Raw genomic sequence first — 16,738 nt, forward strand, 5'->3', positions numbered from 1 at the left:
ATAATATGTCCCCATTCGCACTGCAATCCAGTCCCGGAGCGAATGGGCGGAAGCGTCCCGTCATTTGTGGAAGCAGACCCCGAAGGCGCATAAAGGATTGGATTTCATAAGACCGGCGTGCGGTTGAATAGCGGTCGTCATTATGCACTGATCACTCCGATCGGCGCGGGTGGTTGGGCGATGACAGGCGGGCGGCAAATACTAGCAGGTCTTTTGGCGCTCTCTGCGGCGGTATTGTTGTCCAGCCATCAAGCTTGGGCTGCTCCTGAGGGGTTCGGTCCCTTTGTTTACGACCCGGACGTGCCGACTATTATCATTCTCGACGGGGATATTGAGGACAGGTCGGCGCTGAATTTCCGGCGAGTCTTGAGGGCCGCTCCAAGAGCGCGAACGATAGTTCTCAACAGTCCAGGCGGCTATGTCTCAGAAGCTCTCCTAATCGCCGACGACGTCCAACAGCGTCAACTTGGGACACTAATACCGCCAGATTCGATATGCTTCTCCGCGTGTTCGTACATTTTTCTTGCCGGCGCTGACCGCACTGCAATGGGAAGTCTGGGCGTGCATCAAATCTCCTTAGAAGCGCCAGATCTTGAACGAGCGCAACTCGCGATTTCGGACATTATCGAAGCGCTCGATCGGTTTGGTGCGCCAGCAGGTGTGCTTACAACGATGTTTCGAACGTCGGCGGATCAGATGCATGTCTTCAGTCCCGAGGAGATTGCGGCCTACGGTATCAACCGAATCCGTGAACCATCGGGCTCGCCAGATGCGGCGGCGCTTGGCAACTCACTGGCGACGCGAGGAGGTAACGAACAGTCTCGGCCTCAGGATCTACTATTTTATCAAGAGCGGACCGAGACGCTTCCTGGCACTCAGGAAAGCGGCGACGTCGTCTGGTCGGTGGTCAACGAATCGCCGGCCGAAGGCCAACCGTCCGAGCCGGCGATCCGGGCGGAAGCACAGATTCCCGACGAGAATCTGGAGATGATCATGACCATCCGGCGCAATGCGGACTCTACGCTGCCGGCGAGCCACGTCATCGAGCTCCTGTTCACGACGCCGGAGAATTTCAGCGGCGGGAGTGTCGCCAATGTCCAGCGGCTGGCGCTGAAGCCCACTGAGCAAGCCCGCGGCGAGCCGCTGATCGGCGTGGCGGGCAAGGTTTCCGACGGCTTCTTTATCATCGCACTGAACAATCTCGACCAGGCGATGCAGGACAACATGGCGCTGCTGCAGAACGAGCAGTGGATCGACATTCCGATCACCTATGCTTCGGGCCGCCGAGCGCTGATCTCGCTAGACAAGGGCGCATCTGGCGATGAGGCGTTTAACGAAGCGTTTCGGATCTGGAACCGCCAACGTTTAGAATGACGCTCGACGGTTCGCCAGTCCTGCGAGATTTCCATCTCGGTCGTGGTCGGCCGTGCTGCGATAGCGGTTTCAGTCGGCGGTTGATGCGGGCCGACCAAGGTATTGGCCGGCCGCGATCATCAATGGCAGTGAACCGTGCCGGTTCGAGTTTCCATATGGCAGCACTGACCTGGGGGAGAGCTTTTTCGGCAACCGCCTCCGTGGGCGCTGGCGCTGACGGAAAGCGCGAATGTAAATAGGGCGAGCGTCGACATGAAAGTTCGCATGGGGTCCTCCTCCGATCGGTGGAGAAACCGTTGCATCTTCACGGTGTGCATGCAACTAACGGTGGCGTGTGACAAAGCTGCGCAGCCATTGCCAGTCTGACGCTACAAGTTTGGCCCGGGCCAGGTGTAGTCGGTCATGGGCATACCCCCGCATCGGTAATCATCGACGAACTGACCATTCGATTTATCGCGGCATCGCCATACAGGCTGATGATACTCGTTTTGGAATTGGTCCCACGCTACCCCGTAACCGCCGCCGTAACCGCCGCCGTTTCCGCCACCAAAGCCGCCATTGTTTGCGGCCACACCGACCGCGACCGCCGCGCCGGCAATTGCAACGCCAGCTAGGATCGTGTTTTCGCGTCGAATGGTCGTCCGGCACTCTTCCACGGTCACACCCCGCGAAATCAACTCGGCTACGAGGTCGCGAGAAAACTGCGGATCGCCGCTCTTCTCGACAGCACGGCATAAGCTTGAGACGTTTTGCTTCGCTGGATTTGCGTAGAAACTGGACTGGCTCGCGGCGCAGCCCGGAAGTGCGACGGCTATAGCGAATAAAAATACTTTTGTACGCACGAAACAATTTCCCCCGTCAGGCTCTCAGGGGAGTAAAAAGCACCGCTGGTCCATTGTCCATGTGCGTCAGCTCGCGGGATTAGTCCGACCGGCGCGCCTGTAGCCACAATTGTCAGCGGGTCATCCGGTCGGGCGCTGTAGGCTTGGCGGATCCTCAGGCCGAGCGGAGCCAGATGTCCCTTCCGTCGCGCTTGTGCAGTTCTTTGAGCGCAGCTTCCCATGCGCTTCCCAACAAGGCTTCCTGGGAAGCGCATGCCGCGGAGAAATCTGCAAATGTCTGATTGTGTTGGTGATCCCGACTGGATTCGAACCAGTGACCCTCAGATTAGGAATCTGATGCTCTATCCTGCTGAGCTACGGGACCACGCCGGGCGCACCATAATCGAATCCCGCCGCCGGCGCCAAGCCTTGTTCGATGAGGCGGATTGGGCCAGCGCCGCCGCCCGTCGTGGCCGCCGCGCAAAGCCTGGCCCACGCCCGCGCAGGGAGATCGCGGCCGCTACGGCGCCCAGGCGCGGGGCGCGCCTGGGCGACCGTATTGTCGTTGCCCGGTAAATGCGTTTGAATGAAACAAGGCAAGTCTCGTGGGGGCCGGCTTCCGACCGCTGTCGCGTGACCGGCAATTTGGGTCGGGGTTTCCACGGCCTTGTGCTATCGAGAGTTACCTCATTGGTGAAAACTGGAGCAGGGCGGGATCGAATTGACCGGATATGATCGACGTTTCGGCCTTGATCTTGCCAGCGGCTTCATCGCTCTGATCGTCTTCAGCTTCGTCATCAACATCCTGCTTCTGATTCAGCCAATCTATCTGCTGCAGATCTATGACCGCGTGCTGTCGTCGGCCTCCGTCGAGACGCTGGCGTTCATTTCCGTCATCGCGGTGGCGGCGCTGGTCTTGCTCGGCGCGGTCGACGCGATCCGTTCGATGATCTGCGGCCGGATCGCCGCGCGGCTGGAGGCCGGGACCGGCGCTCGGGCGCTCATCGGCGCGATGCGCGGCCCGCGAGCCTCGCTCGGCGACGTCCAGCCGCTGCGCGATCTCGCCACGGTCCGCGGGTTCATATCCGGCCGCGCCCTGCTGGCCTATTTCGACCTGCCCTTCGTTCCGTTCTTCATCGGGATTCTCTATTTCATCCACCCGCATCTTTTCTGGCTGACGCTGGGTGGCGCGACCGTCCTGGCTTTGCTCGCCTGGGCCAATCAGCACGCGATGCAGCGCCCGGTCGGCGAAGCCGGCGAGCAGGCGATGGCCGCGATGCTCGCGGCGCAGTCCTTCGCCCGCGGCGCCGAAAGTATCACGGCGATGGGCATGGTGGGCAATGTCGTGGGAGCATGGGGCGGACAGGAAGCGCGGTCGCTCGACGCGCAGGACCGGCTGAACCGCATCAATGCGATCTATGCCGGTGTCTCCCGCACGCTTCGCATCGGATTGCAGATCGCCATCCTCGGCTATGGCGGCTATCTGGTGCTGGCTGGCGAAATGACCGCCGGGATGATCTTCGCCTCCTCGCTGATTTCCGGTCGCGGACTCCAGCCGATCGACCAGGTCATCGCCGGGTGGAAGCCCGCCGTCGATGCGCGCAAGGCCTGGGGCCGGCTAAGCGTGCTGCTCGCCGTGCTTGGAACCAAGCCCGCCGCGACCGATCTGCCCGATCCCGTCGGGCGCCTGTCGCTCGAGAATGTCGTCGTGTTTCCGCCCAATGCACCGAACGCCGACCCGTTGCTCAAACGGATCTCGGCCGAGATTCCGGTCGGCGACTGCGTCGTGGTGGTTGGTCCCTCGGGCGCCGGCAAATCGACGCTCATGCGCGCCATCGTCGGGGGCATCGATATCCGTTCGGGCGCCATTCGTGTCGATGGGGCCGATATCCGCAACTGGGACAGGGAGAATCTCGGACGCCATGTCGGTTATCTGGCCCAGGACGTTGAGCTCCTACCGGGGACGATCGCGCAAAACATCGCCAGATTCGATCCCGACGCGCATGATGAGGCAATCATCGATGCGGCGAGGAAAGCCGAGGTTCACGACCTGATCCAGCGATTGCCGAAGGGCTATGACACGATCATCGGGCCGGCGGGACAACAATTGTCCGGCGGACAACGCCAGCGCGTCGGTGTGGCCCGGGCATTTTATGGATCGCCGAAGCTGCTCGTTCTCGACGAGCCCAACGCCAATCTCGACACCGAAGGCGAGATGGCGCTGGACAAGGCGCTTGCATCGGCCCGCGAGGCGAAGGTGACGGTGCTCCTGGTCACACAGCGCCGGCCGATTGCCGAACGGGCCGACAAGATCATGATCCTGCGCGACGGGGCCGTGCAGGATTTCGGGCCGCGGCAAGAGGTGTTCGCGCGCCAGGTCCAGAAGGCGAAGGCGGCCCAGGAGGCCGCGCGGGCGGCTTCCAACGATCGGGCGGAGGCCTCGCCGGCATCGTTCCCGGTCGTCACCGGGCGTTTTCCGGCCGTGGTCGCCGGCGGGCGGAACCCCGAGACGGCTGACAGCTGACCGGCGGCTTGATGGCGCGGTCGCCGACAATGGAGCGGATACCCATGACGAAGAACAGCGACGGCTGGGCTAGCGACGTCAAGACCGGAATACGCCTGATCACCGTGACGGGAGTCGCGCTCTCGGCGATCTTCCTGTTGGGCTTCGGGGCTTGGGCCGCACTGGCGCCGCTGGCGAGCGCCGCGGTCGCGCCGGGGGTGGTCGCGGCGGCCGGCAAGAACCAGGGGGGTCCAGCATCTGGAAGGTGGGATCGTACGGAGCATCCTCGTGCGCGAGGGTGAGCGCATCAAGGCGGGACAAGCGCTGTTCGCCCTGGATCCGACAGCTCCCAAAGCGCAACGCAATCGTCTGCAGAAACAGATGGTTGGCCTGGAGGCGCGGACCGAGCGGCTGACCTCCGAGCGCGACGGCCTGGAGATGTTGTCGTTTCCGCCGGTGTTGCGTCAGTTGGCAGGGACAGAAGGCATCGGCGATCTTCTCATCGAGCAGGAACGCGAGTTCACCGCCCGATTGGACCGTCACCGCCAGGAACAGGTGATCATGGGCCAGCGTGTCCAGGCCCTCCGCGAGCAGATCGAGGGGATGACCGCGCAGCAGACGGCGATCGAGCGCCAACTCGAAGTCGTTCGGGAGGAAGTGTCGCGCAAGCGCACGCTGCTGGACAAGGGCCTGACCAATCGCTCGGAATATACCGCGCTGCTTCGCAGCGAGGCAGATCTGGTCGGTCAGGTAGGGCAGGGTGTTTCCAGCATTCTGGCGGCGAAAATCCAGATCGTCGAAGCGCAGGCGCAGCTGGCGCGGCTCGAAACGCAGCGCGTCGAGACCGCGGTGACGCAGCTCAATGAAATCCGGGCGCAGATCTCCGATACCGAAGAACAGCTGCGGTCGGCCGAGGATGTGCTCGATCGCATCATCGTTCGTTCGCCGAGCGATGGGATCATCATCAAGATGAGCGTGAATGCCTCCGGCAGCGTAGTGGGGCCTGGCGATCAGCTCCTCGAACTCCTGCCGACCGGCGAAGATCTCCTCATCGAGGCTCGGGTCTCGCCGCAGGATGTCGACGTCATCTCGCTCGGACAAAGGGCCCGGCTGCGGTTCAGCGCGCTCAATACGCGCACCACGCCGACCGTGGAGGCGAAGGTCACCTATCTTTCCGCCGACCGGCTGATCGACCAGACCACCCGGCAACCCTACTACACCGCCCGGCTCAGCATGATCGACGACCTGCCACCCGAAATCAGCCGCGACCAGATTTATCCGGGCATGCCGGTGGAGGCCTATATCGCGACCGGCGAGCGCACCTTCCTGGAATATCTCGCCAGGCCCATCACCGACAGTTTCTCAAGGGCCTTCCGGGAGGATTGAACCGCTCGGCATCGCCTCACCGCACCGTGGGGTCGGCCTGGGCGATCAGCATCGCTGAGCCCTCCTGCAACCCGACGACGATCTCGCCGAGCGCCTCGTTCGATTGGGTCAGGATCGAATGGAACGGCACGTCGACATCGGCCAGCGGCCATTTCGCGCCCACGACTGTCAGTCCCGACAGATCCGAGAATTTCAGGATCGAGAATTGCGCGCCGGGGGTCAGATCGAAGCGGCGCGGCTCCGGGGACAGCGGCCAACCATGCTCACGGCCGTCGAACAGCTCGACATCGAGGCCGCGCGCGGCAAAGCGCAGCGCCAGGATGAGATGGGCGAAGGTATGGTCGCTGCGTGGACCGCCGAGCGCGCCGACAAGCAGCAGCCGGCTCGCGCCCCGAGCGACCGCCGCGTCGATGGCGAGTTCGCCGTCGGTCTGGTCCTTGTCGCTCGGAAAGGTCTCGCGGGGAATGTCGGAGAATTCGCCGGCCGCAATCGCCGGGCTGGAATCGAAATCGCCGACCCACAGTTCCGGGGTGAGCCCCAACGCCGTGGCATGGCGAATTCCGTCGTCGGCGGCGATCACTCGCGTGCCGGATACTGCATTAGCAAGGGCGGGTGTCGGATCGACGCGGCCGGCAAGAAGGATCGTGAAGCGCATGGCGCCGTGATCTAGCGCGTGGAAGCGGCGAAGGGGAGGGGGAAAACGTGTCCACCCGCTCGAAGCAGTGGCCGTCGGACTGGTTGCCCTTGCCGGTGGCGGAGCTTGCCGCTAAATCTTCGGCAGCTCACACGGGGTGCCTTCGGGCTGAGAGGCGTCGCGCCAACCCGTCGAACCTGATCCGGATCGTACCGGCGGAGGGATTGCGGGCGTTCGCGAGGCCCTCGCGGCGCGGCTCTTCCGACGTCGCGGCATCGAAAGGCCCCGCCATGACTCCCATCCGTTCGCAACTTTTGTCTGGCGCCGCTGTCCTCGCCGCGCTGTCCACTTTCGTGACTCCCGCCGTGGCGCAGGACGCCAAGCCGACGCTCACCATCTATACCTATGAAAGCTTCACGCCCGAATGGGGTCCGGGGCCTAAGATCGAGGCGGCGTTCGAGGCCGTCTGCGATTGCGACCTGAAGTTCGTCGGCCTGGAGGATGGGGTCGCGATCCTCAACCGGCTGAAGCTGGAGGGCGAGACGAGCGACGCCGACATCGCTCTCGGGCTGACCTCCGACCTCATTCCCGAAGCCAAGGCGACGGGCCTGTTCGCCGACAGCGGCGTCGATCTGTCCAAGCTGACGGTGCCGACGGGCTTTTCCGATCCGGTCTTCGTGCCCTACGACTATTCCTATCTCGCCGTCGTCTACGACACCGAGGCTATCGACAATCCGCCGAAGAGCCTCGACGACCTCGTGTCCGGCGATTCCGAGCAGAAGATCGCCATCGAGGACGCGCGGACCTCGACCCCGGGCCTCGGCCTGCTTTTATGGATGAAAGCGGTCTATGGCGAGGAGGCGAAAGCCAAATGGGCAAAGCTCTCCGACCGCATTCTGACTGTCACGCCCGGCTGGAGCGAGGCCTATGGCCTGTTCACCAATGGCGAGGTGCCGCTGGTGCTGAGCTATACGACATCGCCGGCCTATCACATGGTCGAGGAAGGCTCCGAGCGCTATCAGGCCGCGGCCTTTTCGGAAGGCCAGTATCTCCAGATCGAGGTCGCGGGCCTGCTCAAGAACGCCGATCAGCCGGATCTGGCGCGCCAATTCCTAAAATTCATGCTGACCCCCGAAATCCAGTCGATCATTCCGACCACCAACTGGACGCTGCCGGTGATCGACGGCATCGAAATGCCGGAGGCGTTCGACCGGTTGGTCAAGGTGGAGACGCCGCTGTTCATCGATCCCGAGACGGTTGCGGCGAACCGCAAGGCCTGGACGCAGGAATGGCTCGAGGCGATCGGCCGCTGATGCGCCTGGGCGTCCGCGGTGGACGGCGCGGCGGGGCTCGCTCGCGCGCGCGGCCATGACCGGCGCCACCGACCGGACCCTTCGCATCGGCCTCGGCTTTGCCGCCGCCGCGGTCCTGATCGTCTTTCTCGGCGGCGCTTTCGTGTTCCTGCTCGCGGCGACGGGTGCCGTGCCCGATCTGCCGGCGCTCTTCGCCGACCGCTATATCCGGGGCGTCGTGCTCTTCACCCTGGAGCAGGCGGCGCTGTCGACGCTCTTGTCACTTGCCGGCGCGGTGCCGCTGGCCGCCGCGCTCCACCGCGCCCGCTTTCCCGGACGCCGGGCGGTGCTGCGGCTGTTCCTCTTGCCGCAGGCGCTGCCGGTTCTCGTCGGGGCGCTGGCCATTATCACGATCTGGGGTCGCAACGGCGTGCTGTCCGGCGCCTTCGCCGCGATCGGGCTGCCGCGCCTCGACGTCTATGGGCTTGCCGGCATACTGATCGCCCATGTCTTCTTCAACCTGCCGCTGGCCGCGCGGCTGATGGTGGCGGCGCTGGATCGCGTGCCGGCCGAAAGCTGGAAGCTCGCCGGGCAATTGTCCCTGACGCCGCTCGCCACCTTCCGGCTGCTCGAATGGCCGGCGATCCGCGCCAGCCTGCCGGCGGCCGCCAGCCTCGTCTTCATGCTCTGTGTGACGAGCTTCACGCTCGTCCTCGTCCTCGGCGGCGGACCCCGCGCGACGACGCTGGAAGTCGCGATCTATCAGGCGCTTCGCTATGAGTTCGATCCCGGCCGGGCGATCGCGCTGTCGCTCCTGCAAATCGCCCTGACCGCCATCATCCTGTGGTTCGCGACCCGGCTCGGCGGCGATGTCGCGGCTGGTTTCGGGCTCGGCGGCCGGGCGCTGCGCTACGACCGGCCGAGCCGGGCGAGGGCGGCGATGGATGCCGCGATCCTGTCGCTCGGAGTAGCCTTCGTCCTGTCGCCCTTCGTCGCGGTTCTGGTGCGCGGATTGCAGGCGGACCTCGTCTCGCTCGCCGTCGATCCGGCGGTCCGGCGCGCGGCGCTGACCAGCCTGGTCATCGCCCTTGCCGCGGCATCGCTGGCGCTTGTCATCTCGGTCCTGGTGATCCTCGCCCTCGAAGCCTTGCGCGGCGCGCCGTCCGGGGCTCGTCGTGGGCGAGACACGGCGCGCAAGGGGCTGGAGACGGCCGCCAGCCTCGTTCTCGTGGTGCCGCCGATCGTCGTCGGAGCCGGCTGGTTTCTGGCGTTGCGTGAGGTCACCGACGTCTTCGCCGCCGCGCCTTATGTCGTCGTCGCCACCAACGCCGCCATGGCCGTGCCGTTCATCGTGCGGATCGTCGGGCCGGCGCTGGCCGCCGCCAATCAGGCGACCGGGCGACTGGCGGACAGTCTGGGGCTCGCCGGCCTGTCGCGGCTGCGCTTCGTCGATTGGCCGGCCATGCGTCCCGCGCTCGGCCTCGCCTTCGCCTTCGCGCTGGCGATTTCGCTCGGCGATCTCGGCGCGATCGCCCTGTTCGGCAACCAGGACCTCGTCACGCTGCCCTATCTGCTGTTGCAGCGCATGGGGAGCTATCGCACCAGCGACGCGGCCGGTCTGGCGCTGATTCTCGGAATTTTGTGCCTCGGCCTGATGGTGCTGGCCGAGCGCGGGCTGGCAGGCGCGGGAGAAAAGCGATGAGCGAGGTGCCGGCCTTATCCTTCGAAGACGTTCGCCTGGCCTATGAGGGCAGCGACATGCGGTTCGATCTCAAGGTGATCGAGGGCGAATGGCTGGCGGTGATCGGCCCGAGCGGCGCGGGAAAGTCGACGCTGCTCGATCTGGCGGCCGGTTTCGCGACCCCCGATTCGGGACGGGTCGGCATCGCCGGCTCCGACATGAGCGGGGTCGCCCCCGCCGAGCGGCCGCTCAGCATCGTCTTTCAGGAGAACAATCTGTTCCCCCATCTCGACGTGTTTCGTAACGTCGCGCTCGGCATCGCCCCGAATCTTCACCTGTCCGAGGACGACCGGCGCCGCGTCTTGGAGGCGCTGGAGGCCGTCGGCCTTGCGGGTTTCGAAGCCCGTCGTCCCGCCGCGATGTCCGGCGGCGAACGCCAGCGCGTCGCGCTCGCTCGCGCTTTCCTCCGCGATCGTCCGCTGCTGCTGCTCGACGAGCCCTTTGCGGCGCTGGGGCCAGCGCTGCGCAAGGAAATGCTGGGGATGCTGAAGACGCTTCGTGCGGAACGCGCGCCGCGTCCCATGACCGTGGTGATGGTGACCCATCATCCGGACGACGCGGCCGACCACGCCGATCGCGTCGCATTCCTCGATCGAGGCGTGGTGCTCGCGGTGGGGCCGACGCGCGCGATCCTGTCGGGCCGGACCGATCCGCGTGTCGCCCGCTATCTCGGCACAAAGGTTTCTGATTCATGACGCATTTCCGGCAAATTTGCTTGTTAGCCGGGAAGGCATCCATGATGAGGGGGCGCGCCGCGGATTTGCGACGTCGTGTTGCGGATCGATCCTTCCGCGGAGCGTGGCGTTTCGGCTAAGGGTCTTGTGCGAACAGGGCAGAGCTGAATTTCTGCGGCATATTGGCGGGGGCGGTGATCGCACCGATGGAAATGATGTCCGGGGTCTGGTCCGCAAGGCGTGTGACACGCGCGGCGCTTCGCGGCGCGGCGTTGGCCGCGTTGATGGCGGTTGGCGCGTGTACGTCGTTGGAGGCGAGCCTGGACGGTCTGGCCGGCGATGTCGGCCGCGACGCCAAGTCCGGCTATGCGGCGACGCGCCAGCCGATCACCTTCGAAAACATCCAGCAGGGCGACCCGCAGTCGGTCATCGGACGGGCGCAGCATCCGAAGATCCTGGCGGCGTATGGTGGCGCCTATTCCGATCCGAAACTCGAACGAACCCTGGCGACGGTCGTCGGCAAGCTTCAGGCGGTGACGGAGGATCCGAACCGCGCCTACCGAATTACCGTTCTGAATTCTCCGAACGTCAACGCCTTCGCGCTGCCGGGCGGCTACGTCTATGTGACCCGCGGTCTGCTGGCGCTGGCCAACGATTCCGCTGAAGTGGCCGCCGTGATCGGTCACGAGATGGGCCATGTCACCGCCAATCACGGCATCGAGCGCCAGCAGCGCGAGCAGGCGGCCGAGATCGCCAGCCGCGTCGTGAACGAAGTTCTGGCCAGCGAGCCGGCCGGGGAGATCGCACTCGCCCGCAATCGGCTGAATCTCGCTCAGTTCTCGCGCAAGCAGGAATTACAGGCCGATGTGCTCGGGATCCGCCACGTCGCCCGCGCCGGGTACGACCCGTTTGCGGCTTCGCGCTTCCTGGGTGCGATGGATTCCTATTCCAAGATCCGGAATGCCTTTCAGGCCAACGATCCCAATCTCGATTTTCTCGCCTCGCATCCGTCGGCGCCGCAACGCATCGACCTCGCCGCGCGTCACGCGCGCCAATATGGCCCGTCCGGTACGGGCGCGACCGACCGCGACCGGTATCTGTCGGGCATCAACGGGATGCTGTTCGGGGACTCGGCTGCCGAAGGTTACGTGCGCGAGCGGCGTTTCTATCATCCCGGCCTCGGCATCACCTTCGAGGTTCCCGATGGCTTTCTTATCGACAATACCGCCGAAGCGGTTATGGCGACGGGGCCGGGCGACACCGCGATTCGGTTCGATGGTGTGGCCCTGCCGGCAACCACCAGCCTCGTCGATTACGTCAACAGCGGCTGGATCGGCGGACTTGATCCATCGACCATCCGCAAACGGCGGATCGGCAATCTGGACGCGGTTTCGGCGCGGGCGCGCGGGGGCGAGTACGCCTTTGAGGTGACGATCATTCGCGTGGGCGGCCAGGTCTATCGGTTCCTGACGGCCGTCCAGGCCGCGTCCGCGGCTTCCGTCGGCACCGTCGCCGATCGTGTCGCCAGTTCCTTTCGTTTGCTCAGCGCCTCGGAAAAGGCCGCGCTCAAGCCCCTGCGAATACGGATCGTGACGGCTGCGGCGGGAGACACGGCCGAAAGGTTGGCGACTCGCATGGTCGGCGTCGACCGCAAATCGCAGATGTTCCGTCTTTTGAACGGCCTTGAGGGCCGGGAAGAGGTCCGCGCGGGAGGGCGCTACAAGATCGTCACGGAATAGTGTCGGAGGCGACGGCGTAGCCATGAAGCCCTTGGCGTCGCGTCGGCCATGTTGCGCGACGCACTTTGAAGGCGCCATCGGCCGATTGACTTTTGCCCCCCACCCTTCCTATAAGCGCCCACACGAGTGGGCAGCGTTCCGCGCGACGGGTTGTTGCGCGCTTTCCTCCTGCTCCGTACCCAGATTTCGGAACACATGAAGGGTCCGCGCATCCGAGCGCGGGATTGATACGATGAAACGTACCTATCAGCCGTCCCGGCTCGTCCGTAAACGCCGTCATGGCTTCCGCTCGCGCATGGCGACCAACGGTGGCCAGAAGGTCATCGCGGCGCGTCGCGCCAAGGGCCGCAAGCGGCTCTCGGCCTAGTCACGTCGCGGCCGCCGGACGATCTCCGATGGCCGTCGGCAAGATGAGAAATCGCGCGGAATTTCTGGCCGCGCGCAAGGGCCGTCGCTTGAACGGCCCGTTTTTCTTTGTCGAAGCCCTTGATCGGGGCGATGGCGAGGCTCCCCGCGTCGGTCTGACCGTGACCAAGAAGGTCGGCAACGCCGTCGTGCGCAATCGAATCCGCCGCCGGCTGCGCGAGGCGATCCGCCTTGACGCCGAGGCTGACATGGCGCCCGGCATCGATTATGTGATCGTCGCGCGGCGCGAGGTGCTGGCCATGCCCTTCGCCACCCTGAAGGACGAATTGTCCCGACGGTTTGCGCGTGCGAAGCGGCCGGATCGCGATCCGACCATAGTGAAGCGGCGTCCGCCAGGGCGTCCATCGGGGTCTGATTGATGGAAAACAACCGCAACTTTCTGATCGCCATGGCGCTGTCCATCGCGGTTCTCGTCGGCTGGCAGTTTCTGGTGGTCAGCCCGCGTATGGACGCGCAGAGGCAAGCGACAGAAACGGTTCAGAACGACGGTTCGTTGCAGACCCCGCAGACGCCGGCGGGTACCCCCCAGGAGAATGTCGTCGCGCCGGCGGGGCGCGAGAGCGTCGTGCCGAGTGAGGGTTCCGTTGCGGCGGTTCCGGCGACCCGCGAAGAAGCCGTCGCCTCCGGTGCGCGCATCCCGATCGACACGCCGGCGCTGTCGGGCTCGATCAACCTGACCGGCGCCCGCCTCGACGACCTGCGGCTCAAGAATTACCATGAGACCGTCAAGGATACCTCGCCGACGATCGTGCTGCTGTCGCCCGAGAACCTGCCGACCGGCTATTTCGCCGAATTTGGCTATATCGGGCAGAATGCCGGCGATCTGCCCGGTCCAACGACGAATTGGCAGGCCGAGGGCAACCAGACCCTGACGCCGGAAACGCCGGTGACGCTGACCACGACGAACGGCGCGGGCGTGACCTTCTCGCGGCAGATTTCCGTCGATGAAAATTTCATGTTCACCGTCGAAGACACGGTGCGCAACGACGGCGCGCAGCCAGTTACCCTGTCGTCCTACGGGCGTGTCACCCGCTACTCCAAGCCGGAGGTGGCCTCCGTCTACGTCCTGTTCGAGGGGCTGCTCGGGGTGTTTGGCGAGGACGGGCTCTCCGAAGTCAAATATTCCGCGATCGAGGACGACCTGCGCTACGTGCCGCCGAAGGTCGCCAGCGGCTGGCTCGGCATTACCGATAAATACTGGGCGACGACGCTGATCCCGCAGGCCGGGCAGCCCTTCCAGTCGCGCTTCCTCTATCTGACCGGCAACCGGCCGCGCTACCAGACCGAATATGTTGCCGATCCGATGACACTGGCTCCGGGCGCTACCGCTACCGCGACCAACCGCACCTTCGCCGGCGCGAAGGTCGTCGACGTCATCGACAGCTACGAGGACACGCTCGACATCCGCCAGTTCGGCCAGTTGATCGACTGGGGCTGGTTCTATTTCATCACCCGTCCGATGTTCCACGCGCTGGACTGGTTCTATCGCTTCATCGGCAATTTCGGCCTGGCCATCCTGGCGGTTACCGTCGTCCTCAAGCTGATCTTCTTCCCGCTCGCCAACAAGTCGTACAAATCCATGGCGCGCATGAAGAACATGCAACCCAAGATCACCGAGCTGCGCGAACGCTTCAAGGACGACAAGCAGAAGCAGCAGCAGGAGATGATGCGGATCTACAAGGAGGAGAAGATCAATCCGGCGGCCGGCTGCTGGCCGATCCTGATCCAGATTCCGGTCTTTTTCGCCCTCTACAAGGTCCTCTATGTGACCATCGAAATGCGGCATGCGCCGTTTTTCGGCTGGATCCAGGATCTCGCCGCGCCCGATCCAACCAGCATCTTCAATCTCTTCGGCCTGGTTCCGGTCGATCTGCCGAGCTTCTTGTTGGTCGGCGTCTGGCCGATCCTGATGGGCATCACGATGTTCATCCAGATGCGGCTCAACCCGACGCCGCCGGACCCCACCCAGCAGATGATCTTCACCTGGATGCCAGTGATCTTCACCTTCATGCTGGCCTCGTTCCCGGCCGGCCTCGTCATCTACTGGACATGGAACAACTTCCTGTCGATCATCCAGCAGAGCGTGATCATGAAGCGCAACGGTACCAAGATCGAGCTGTGGGACAATCTGCGCGGCCTGTTCCGGCGACGGGAAAAACCGTCCCAGAGCTGAGCCGACACCGACGGATAGAGGCGAAGGGCCGACGATGCATGGACCCGATCCGGACGATCCTCACCCGGTGGAGGGGCATCCACGGGTTGGTTTCCTGAAACCGATCGTCGACCATCCGCAGATCGAAATCGGCGCATACACCTATTACGACGATCCGGCGGGACCGGAACACTTCGTCGAGCGCTGCGTCGGCCATCTCTATCCTTTCCTGGGGGACCGCCTTGTCATCGGGCGTTTCTGCGCCATCGCGGCCGGTGTGTCCTTCGTCATGAACGGCGCGAACCACGCGATGACCGGTATCTCGACCTATCCCTTCAATATCTTCGGCCATGGCTGGGAAGAGGGGTTCGATTTTCGACCATCCTCGCCGGCATGAAGGGCGACACGATCATCGGCAACGATGTCTGGATCGGCGAGGGCGCGACGATCATGCCGGGTGTGACGATCGGCGATGGTGCGATCGTTGCCGCACGGTCGGTCGTGACCGGGGACGTGCCGGCCTATGGCATCGTCGGTGGCAACCCGGCTCGGGTCATCCGGTTGCGGTTTTGCGAGCCGTCTATCGCGCGGCTGCTGCGGCTTGCCTGGTGGGATTGGCCGATCGACAAGATCACCTGCAATCTCGGTGCGATCCGGGGTGGCGATATCGATGAGCTTGAGAAGGCGCAATGACCATGGCTGACGAAACCGACAAGGCCGAGACACTTCCGGAAGCGGCGGACCCGCGCTTCTTCGCGCGGCCCTGGATCTTCGTGCGCGGCGCCCCGGCGATGAAGTTCTTGCCGCCGGAAGGCCCGCCCGAGATCGCCTTTGCCGGCCGCTCGAATGTCGGCAAATCCTCGCTGATCAACGCGCTGCTCGGCCGCAAGGGGCTGGCCAGAACCTCGAACACGCCCGGACGCACGCAGGAGTTGAATTTCTTCGTGCCGGACGGCTATGGCGGGGAGACGACGGAGCTGCCGCCGATCGCCCTGGTCGACATGCCCGGCTATGGCTACGCCAAGGCGCCGAAGGATCAGGTCGACGCCTGGACGCGGCTGGTGTTTTCCTATCTGCGCGGACGGGTGAGCCTCAAGCGTGTCTTCCTGCTCATCGACGCGCGGCATGGGATCAAGCCCAACGACGCCGAGGTAATGGGCCTGCTCGACAAGGCGGCGGTCTCCTACCAGATCGTCCTAACCAAGATCGACAAAATCAAGGCGCCAGCCGTTCCCAAGCTGGTCGAAGCGACTGCGGCCGCGATCGCCAAACGCCCGGCTGCGTTTCCGCGAATCCTGTCGACATCGTCGGAAAAGGGCGTCGGGCTGGACGATCTCAAGGCCGAGATCCAGTCACTGGCGGACTGAGCGCGAAAGCCCTCAGAACCTATGGATTGGTAGCGGGCGTGAAAGTGTTTTGCAGAGGGTCGGCTCATTCGTATTGAGGGTTCTGTCTGAATGTACATGCGGAAATTGCTTGGTACACTATCGCTGGCGGGTGCTATATCCGGGCTCTGGGATGAGATTGTCGGTTTTATATTCGATCAAATCCTGGACGGCACCGTCGTTTTTACGGATATGCCTGAGGTTTTTAAAAATCTCATTTCTATCGCTCTTCTTTTATTAGGTGTAATATTATTATTCTGGCCGCGTATCGTAGCTTGGAAAAATGGTGTTGTTCACGAAGATGCCTTCACAAAAACTGGACAGCAGGTTTTTGTGGGGAGGACAATTGATATTTCTAAATTAGTGGGTCAAGAAATATCTGACTCGATATTCGTCGATTGTGACATTATCGGAGACGGATTTGTACATCTTCTCGACGATAACTTATTTCTAAACGGATACGAAGTTAATATGATAAGCCGTGAGAAGCTATTTTTTGAAGCCGATAATGATGATAACATAGTTGGCGCGATCGCTTTAACCGTTGTTTATTTATTAAATCCAAGATTCGAGTAAAGAAAATCGCCTTGAGCAATTTATGCGCTGAAAAT

At 63.5% G+C, this 16,738-nt stretch carries 15 protein-coding genes, 1 tRNA gene, 1 pseudogene and 1 riboswitch; of the genes and pseudogenes, 14 read left to right on the forward strand and 3 right to left on the reverse strand.

All coding sequences use genetic code 11. The features are described from left to right. The first annotated feature begins 561 nt into the window (after positions 1 to 561). Entirely contained in the window at positions 562 to 1,374 is an 813-nt protein-coding gene (locus VSX60_RS05920) for a hypothetical protein (protein ID WP_327623228.1), read from the forward strand. Positions 1,375 to 1,742: 368 nt separating this feature from the next. Here the strand turns inward: VSX60_RS05920 and VSX60_RS05925 are convergent, their stop codons facing one another. Together VSX60_RS05925 and VSX60_RS05930 are read right to left on the reverse strand one after the other, a co-directional pair. Beyond that, a complete protein-coding gene (locus VSX60_RS05925) occupies positions 1,743 to 2,216 on the reverse strand; it encodes a hypothetical protein (protein WP_327623229.1) in 474 nt (157 codons plus the stop codon). A 287-nt stretch (positions 2,217 to 2,503) separates the two neighbouring features. After that, positions 2,504 to 2,580 (reverse strand) — tRNA-Arg (locus tag VSX60_RS05930). A 336-nt stretch (positions 2,581 to 2,916) separates the two neighbouring features. Here VSX60_RS05930 and VSX60_RS05935 point away from each other — a divergent pair. Genes VSX60_RS05935 through VSX60_RS05945 form a run of 3 tightly spaced genes read left to right on the forward strand, consistent with a single transcriptional unit; the run spans position 2,917 to position 6,084 of the window. Further along, the gene (locus VSX60_RS05935; protein ID WP_327623230.1) at positions 2,917 to 4,719 is read left to right on the forward strand and encodes a type I secretion system permease/ATPase; all 1,803 of its coding nucleotides are present in this window, start codon (positions 2,917 to 2,919) and stop codon (positions 4,717 to 4,719) included. Positions 4,720 to 4,763: 44 nt separating this feature from the next. Continuing rightward, entirely contained in the window at positions 4,764 to 5,000 is a 237-nt protein-coding gene (locus VSX60_RS05940) for a hypothetical protein (RefSeq protein WP_327623231.1), read from the forward strand. Beyond that, a complete protein-coding gene (locus tag VSX60_RS05945) occupies positions 4,987 to 6,084 on the forward strand; it encodes an HlyD family type I secretion periplasmic adaptor subunit (RefSeq protein ID WP_327623232.1) in 1,098 nt (365 codons plus the stop codon). The genes VSX60_RS05940 and VSX60_RS05945 overlap by 14 nt, the downstream gene beginning before the upstream one ends. 16 nt (positions 6,085 to 6,100) lie before the next feature. Here the strand turns inward: VSX60_RS05945 and VSX60_RS05950 are convergent, their stop codons facing one another. Next, positions 6,101 to 6,739, reverse strand: a complete 639-nt coding sequence (locus tag VSX60_RS05950) for a thiamine diphosphokinase (RefSeq protein ID WP_327623233.1) — start codon at positions 6,737 to 6,739, stop codon at positions 6,101 to 6,103. Positions 6,740 to 6,861: 122 nt separating this feature from the next. After that, positions 6,862 to 6,960, forward strand: a riboswitch (TPP riboswitch). A gap of 48 nt (positions 6,961 to 7,008) precedes the next feature. Here VSX60_RS05950 and thiB point away from each other — a divergent pair. The 10 genes and pseudogenes from thiB to VSX60_RS06000 all read left to right on the forward strand — a co-directional run bounded on the left by thiB (position 7,009) and on the right by VSX60_RS06000 (position 16,703). Continuing rightward, complete coding sequence (gene thiB, locus VSX60_RS05955) at positions 7,009 to 8,031, forward strand: thiamine ABC transporter substrate binding subunit (RefSeq protein WP_327623234.1); 1,023 nt, start codon at positions 7,009 to 7,011, stop codon at positions 8,029 to 8,031. 55 nt (positions 8,032 to 8,086) lie between these two features. Then, entirely contained in the window at positions 8,087 to 9,712 is a 1,626-nt protein-coding gene (thiP, locus tag VSX60_RS05960; RefSeq protein ID WP_327623235.1) for a thiamine/thiamine pyrophosphate ABC transporter permease, read from the forward strand. Further along, positions 9,709 to 10,446 carry a thiamine ABC transporter ATP-binding protein gene (locus VSX60_RS05965; protein WP_327623236.1) on the forward strand — a complete coding sequence of 246 codons (738 nt, stop codon included), beginning with the start codon at positions 9,709 to 9,711 and terminating at the stop codon, positions 10,444 to 10,446. The genes thiP and VSX60_RS05965 overlap by 4 nt, the downstream gene beginning before the upstream one ends. Positions 10,447 to 10,640: 194 nt before the next feature. Further along, complete coding sequence (locus tag VSX60_RS05970) at positions 10,641 to 12,164, forward strand: M48 family metalloprotease (RefSeq protein ID WP_327623237.1); 1,524 nt, start codon at positions 10,641 to 10,643, stop codon at positions 12,162 to 12,164. A gap of 232 nt (positions 12,165 to 12,396) precedes the next feature. Beyond that, entirely contained in the window at positions 12,397 to 12,531 is a 135-nt protein-coding gene (rpmH, locus tag VSX60_RS05975) for a 50S ribosomal protein L34 (protein WP_206453065.1), read from the forward strand. Positions 12,532 to 12,559: 28 nt separating this feature from the next. Next, complete coding sequence (gene rnpA, locus VSX60_RS05980) at positions 12,560 to 12,949, forward strand: ribonuclease P protein component (protein ID WP_327623238.1); 390 nt, start codon at positions 12,560 to 12,562, stop codon at positions 12,947 to 12,949. Beyond that, positions 12,949 to 14,763 (forward strand): membrane protein insertase YidC, encoded by a 1,815-nt coding sequence (gene yidC, locus VSX60_RS05985; RefSeq protein ID WP_327623239.1) that lies wholly within the window; start codon positions 12,949 to 12,951, stop codon positions 14,761 to 14,763. The genes rnpA and yidC overlap by 1 nt, the downstream gene beginning before the upstream one ends. Positions 14,764 to 14,797: 34 nt before the next feature. After that, positions 14,798 to 15,435: pseudogene (locus VSX60_RS05990) on the forward strand (CatB-related O-acetyltransferase). A gap of 2 nt (positions 15,436 to 15,437) precedes the next feature. After that, entirely contained in the window at positions 15,438 to 16,109 is a 672-nt protein-coding gene (gene yihA / locus VSX60_RS05995) for a ribosome biogenesis GTP-binding protein YihA/YsxC (protein WP_442873056.1), read from the forward strand. 90 nt (positions 16,110 to 16,199) lie between these two features. Then, positions 16,200 to 16,703, forward strand: a complete 504-nt coding sequence (locus VSX60_RS06000) for a hypothetical protein (protein WP_327623241.1) — start codon at positions 16,200 to 16,202, stop codon at positions 16,701 to 16,703. The last annotated feature ends 35 nt before the right edge of the window (positions 16,704 to 16,738 follow it).

It is taken from the genome of Aurantimonas sp. A3-2-R12, from assembly GCF_036016755.1.
Classification (GTDB): domain Bacteria; phylum Pseudomonadota; class Alphaproteobacteria; order Rhizobiales; family Rhizobiaceae; genus Aurantimonas; species Aurantimonas coralicida_A.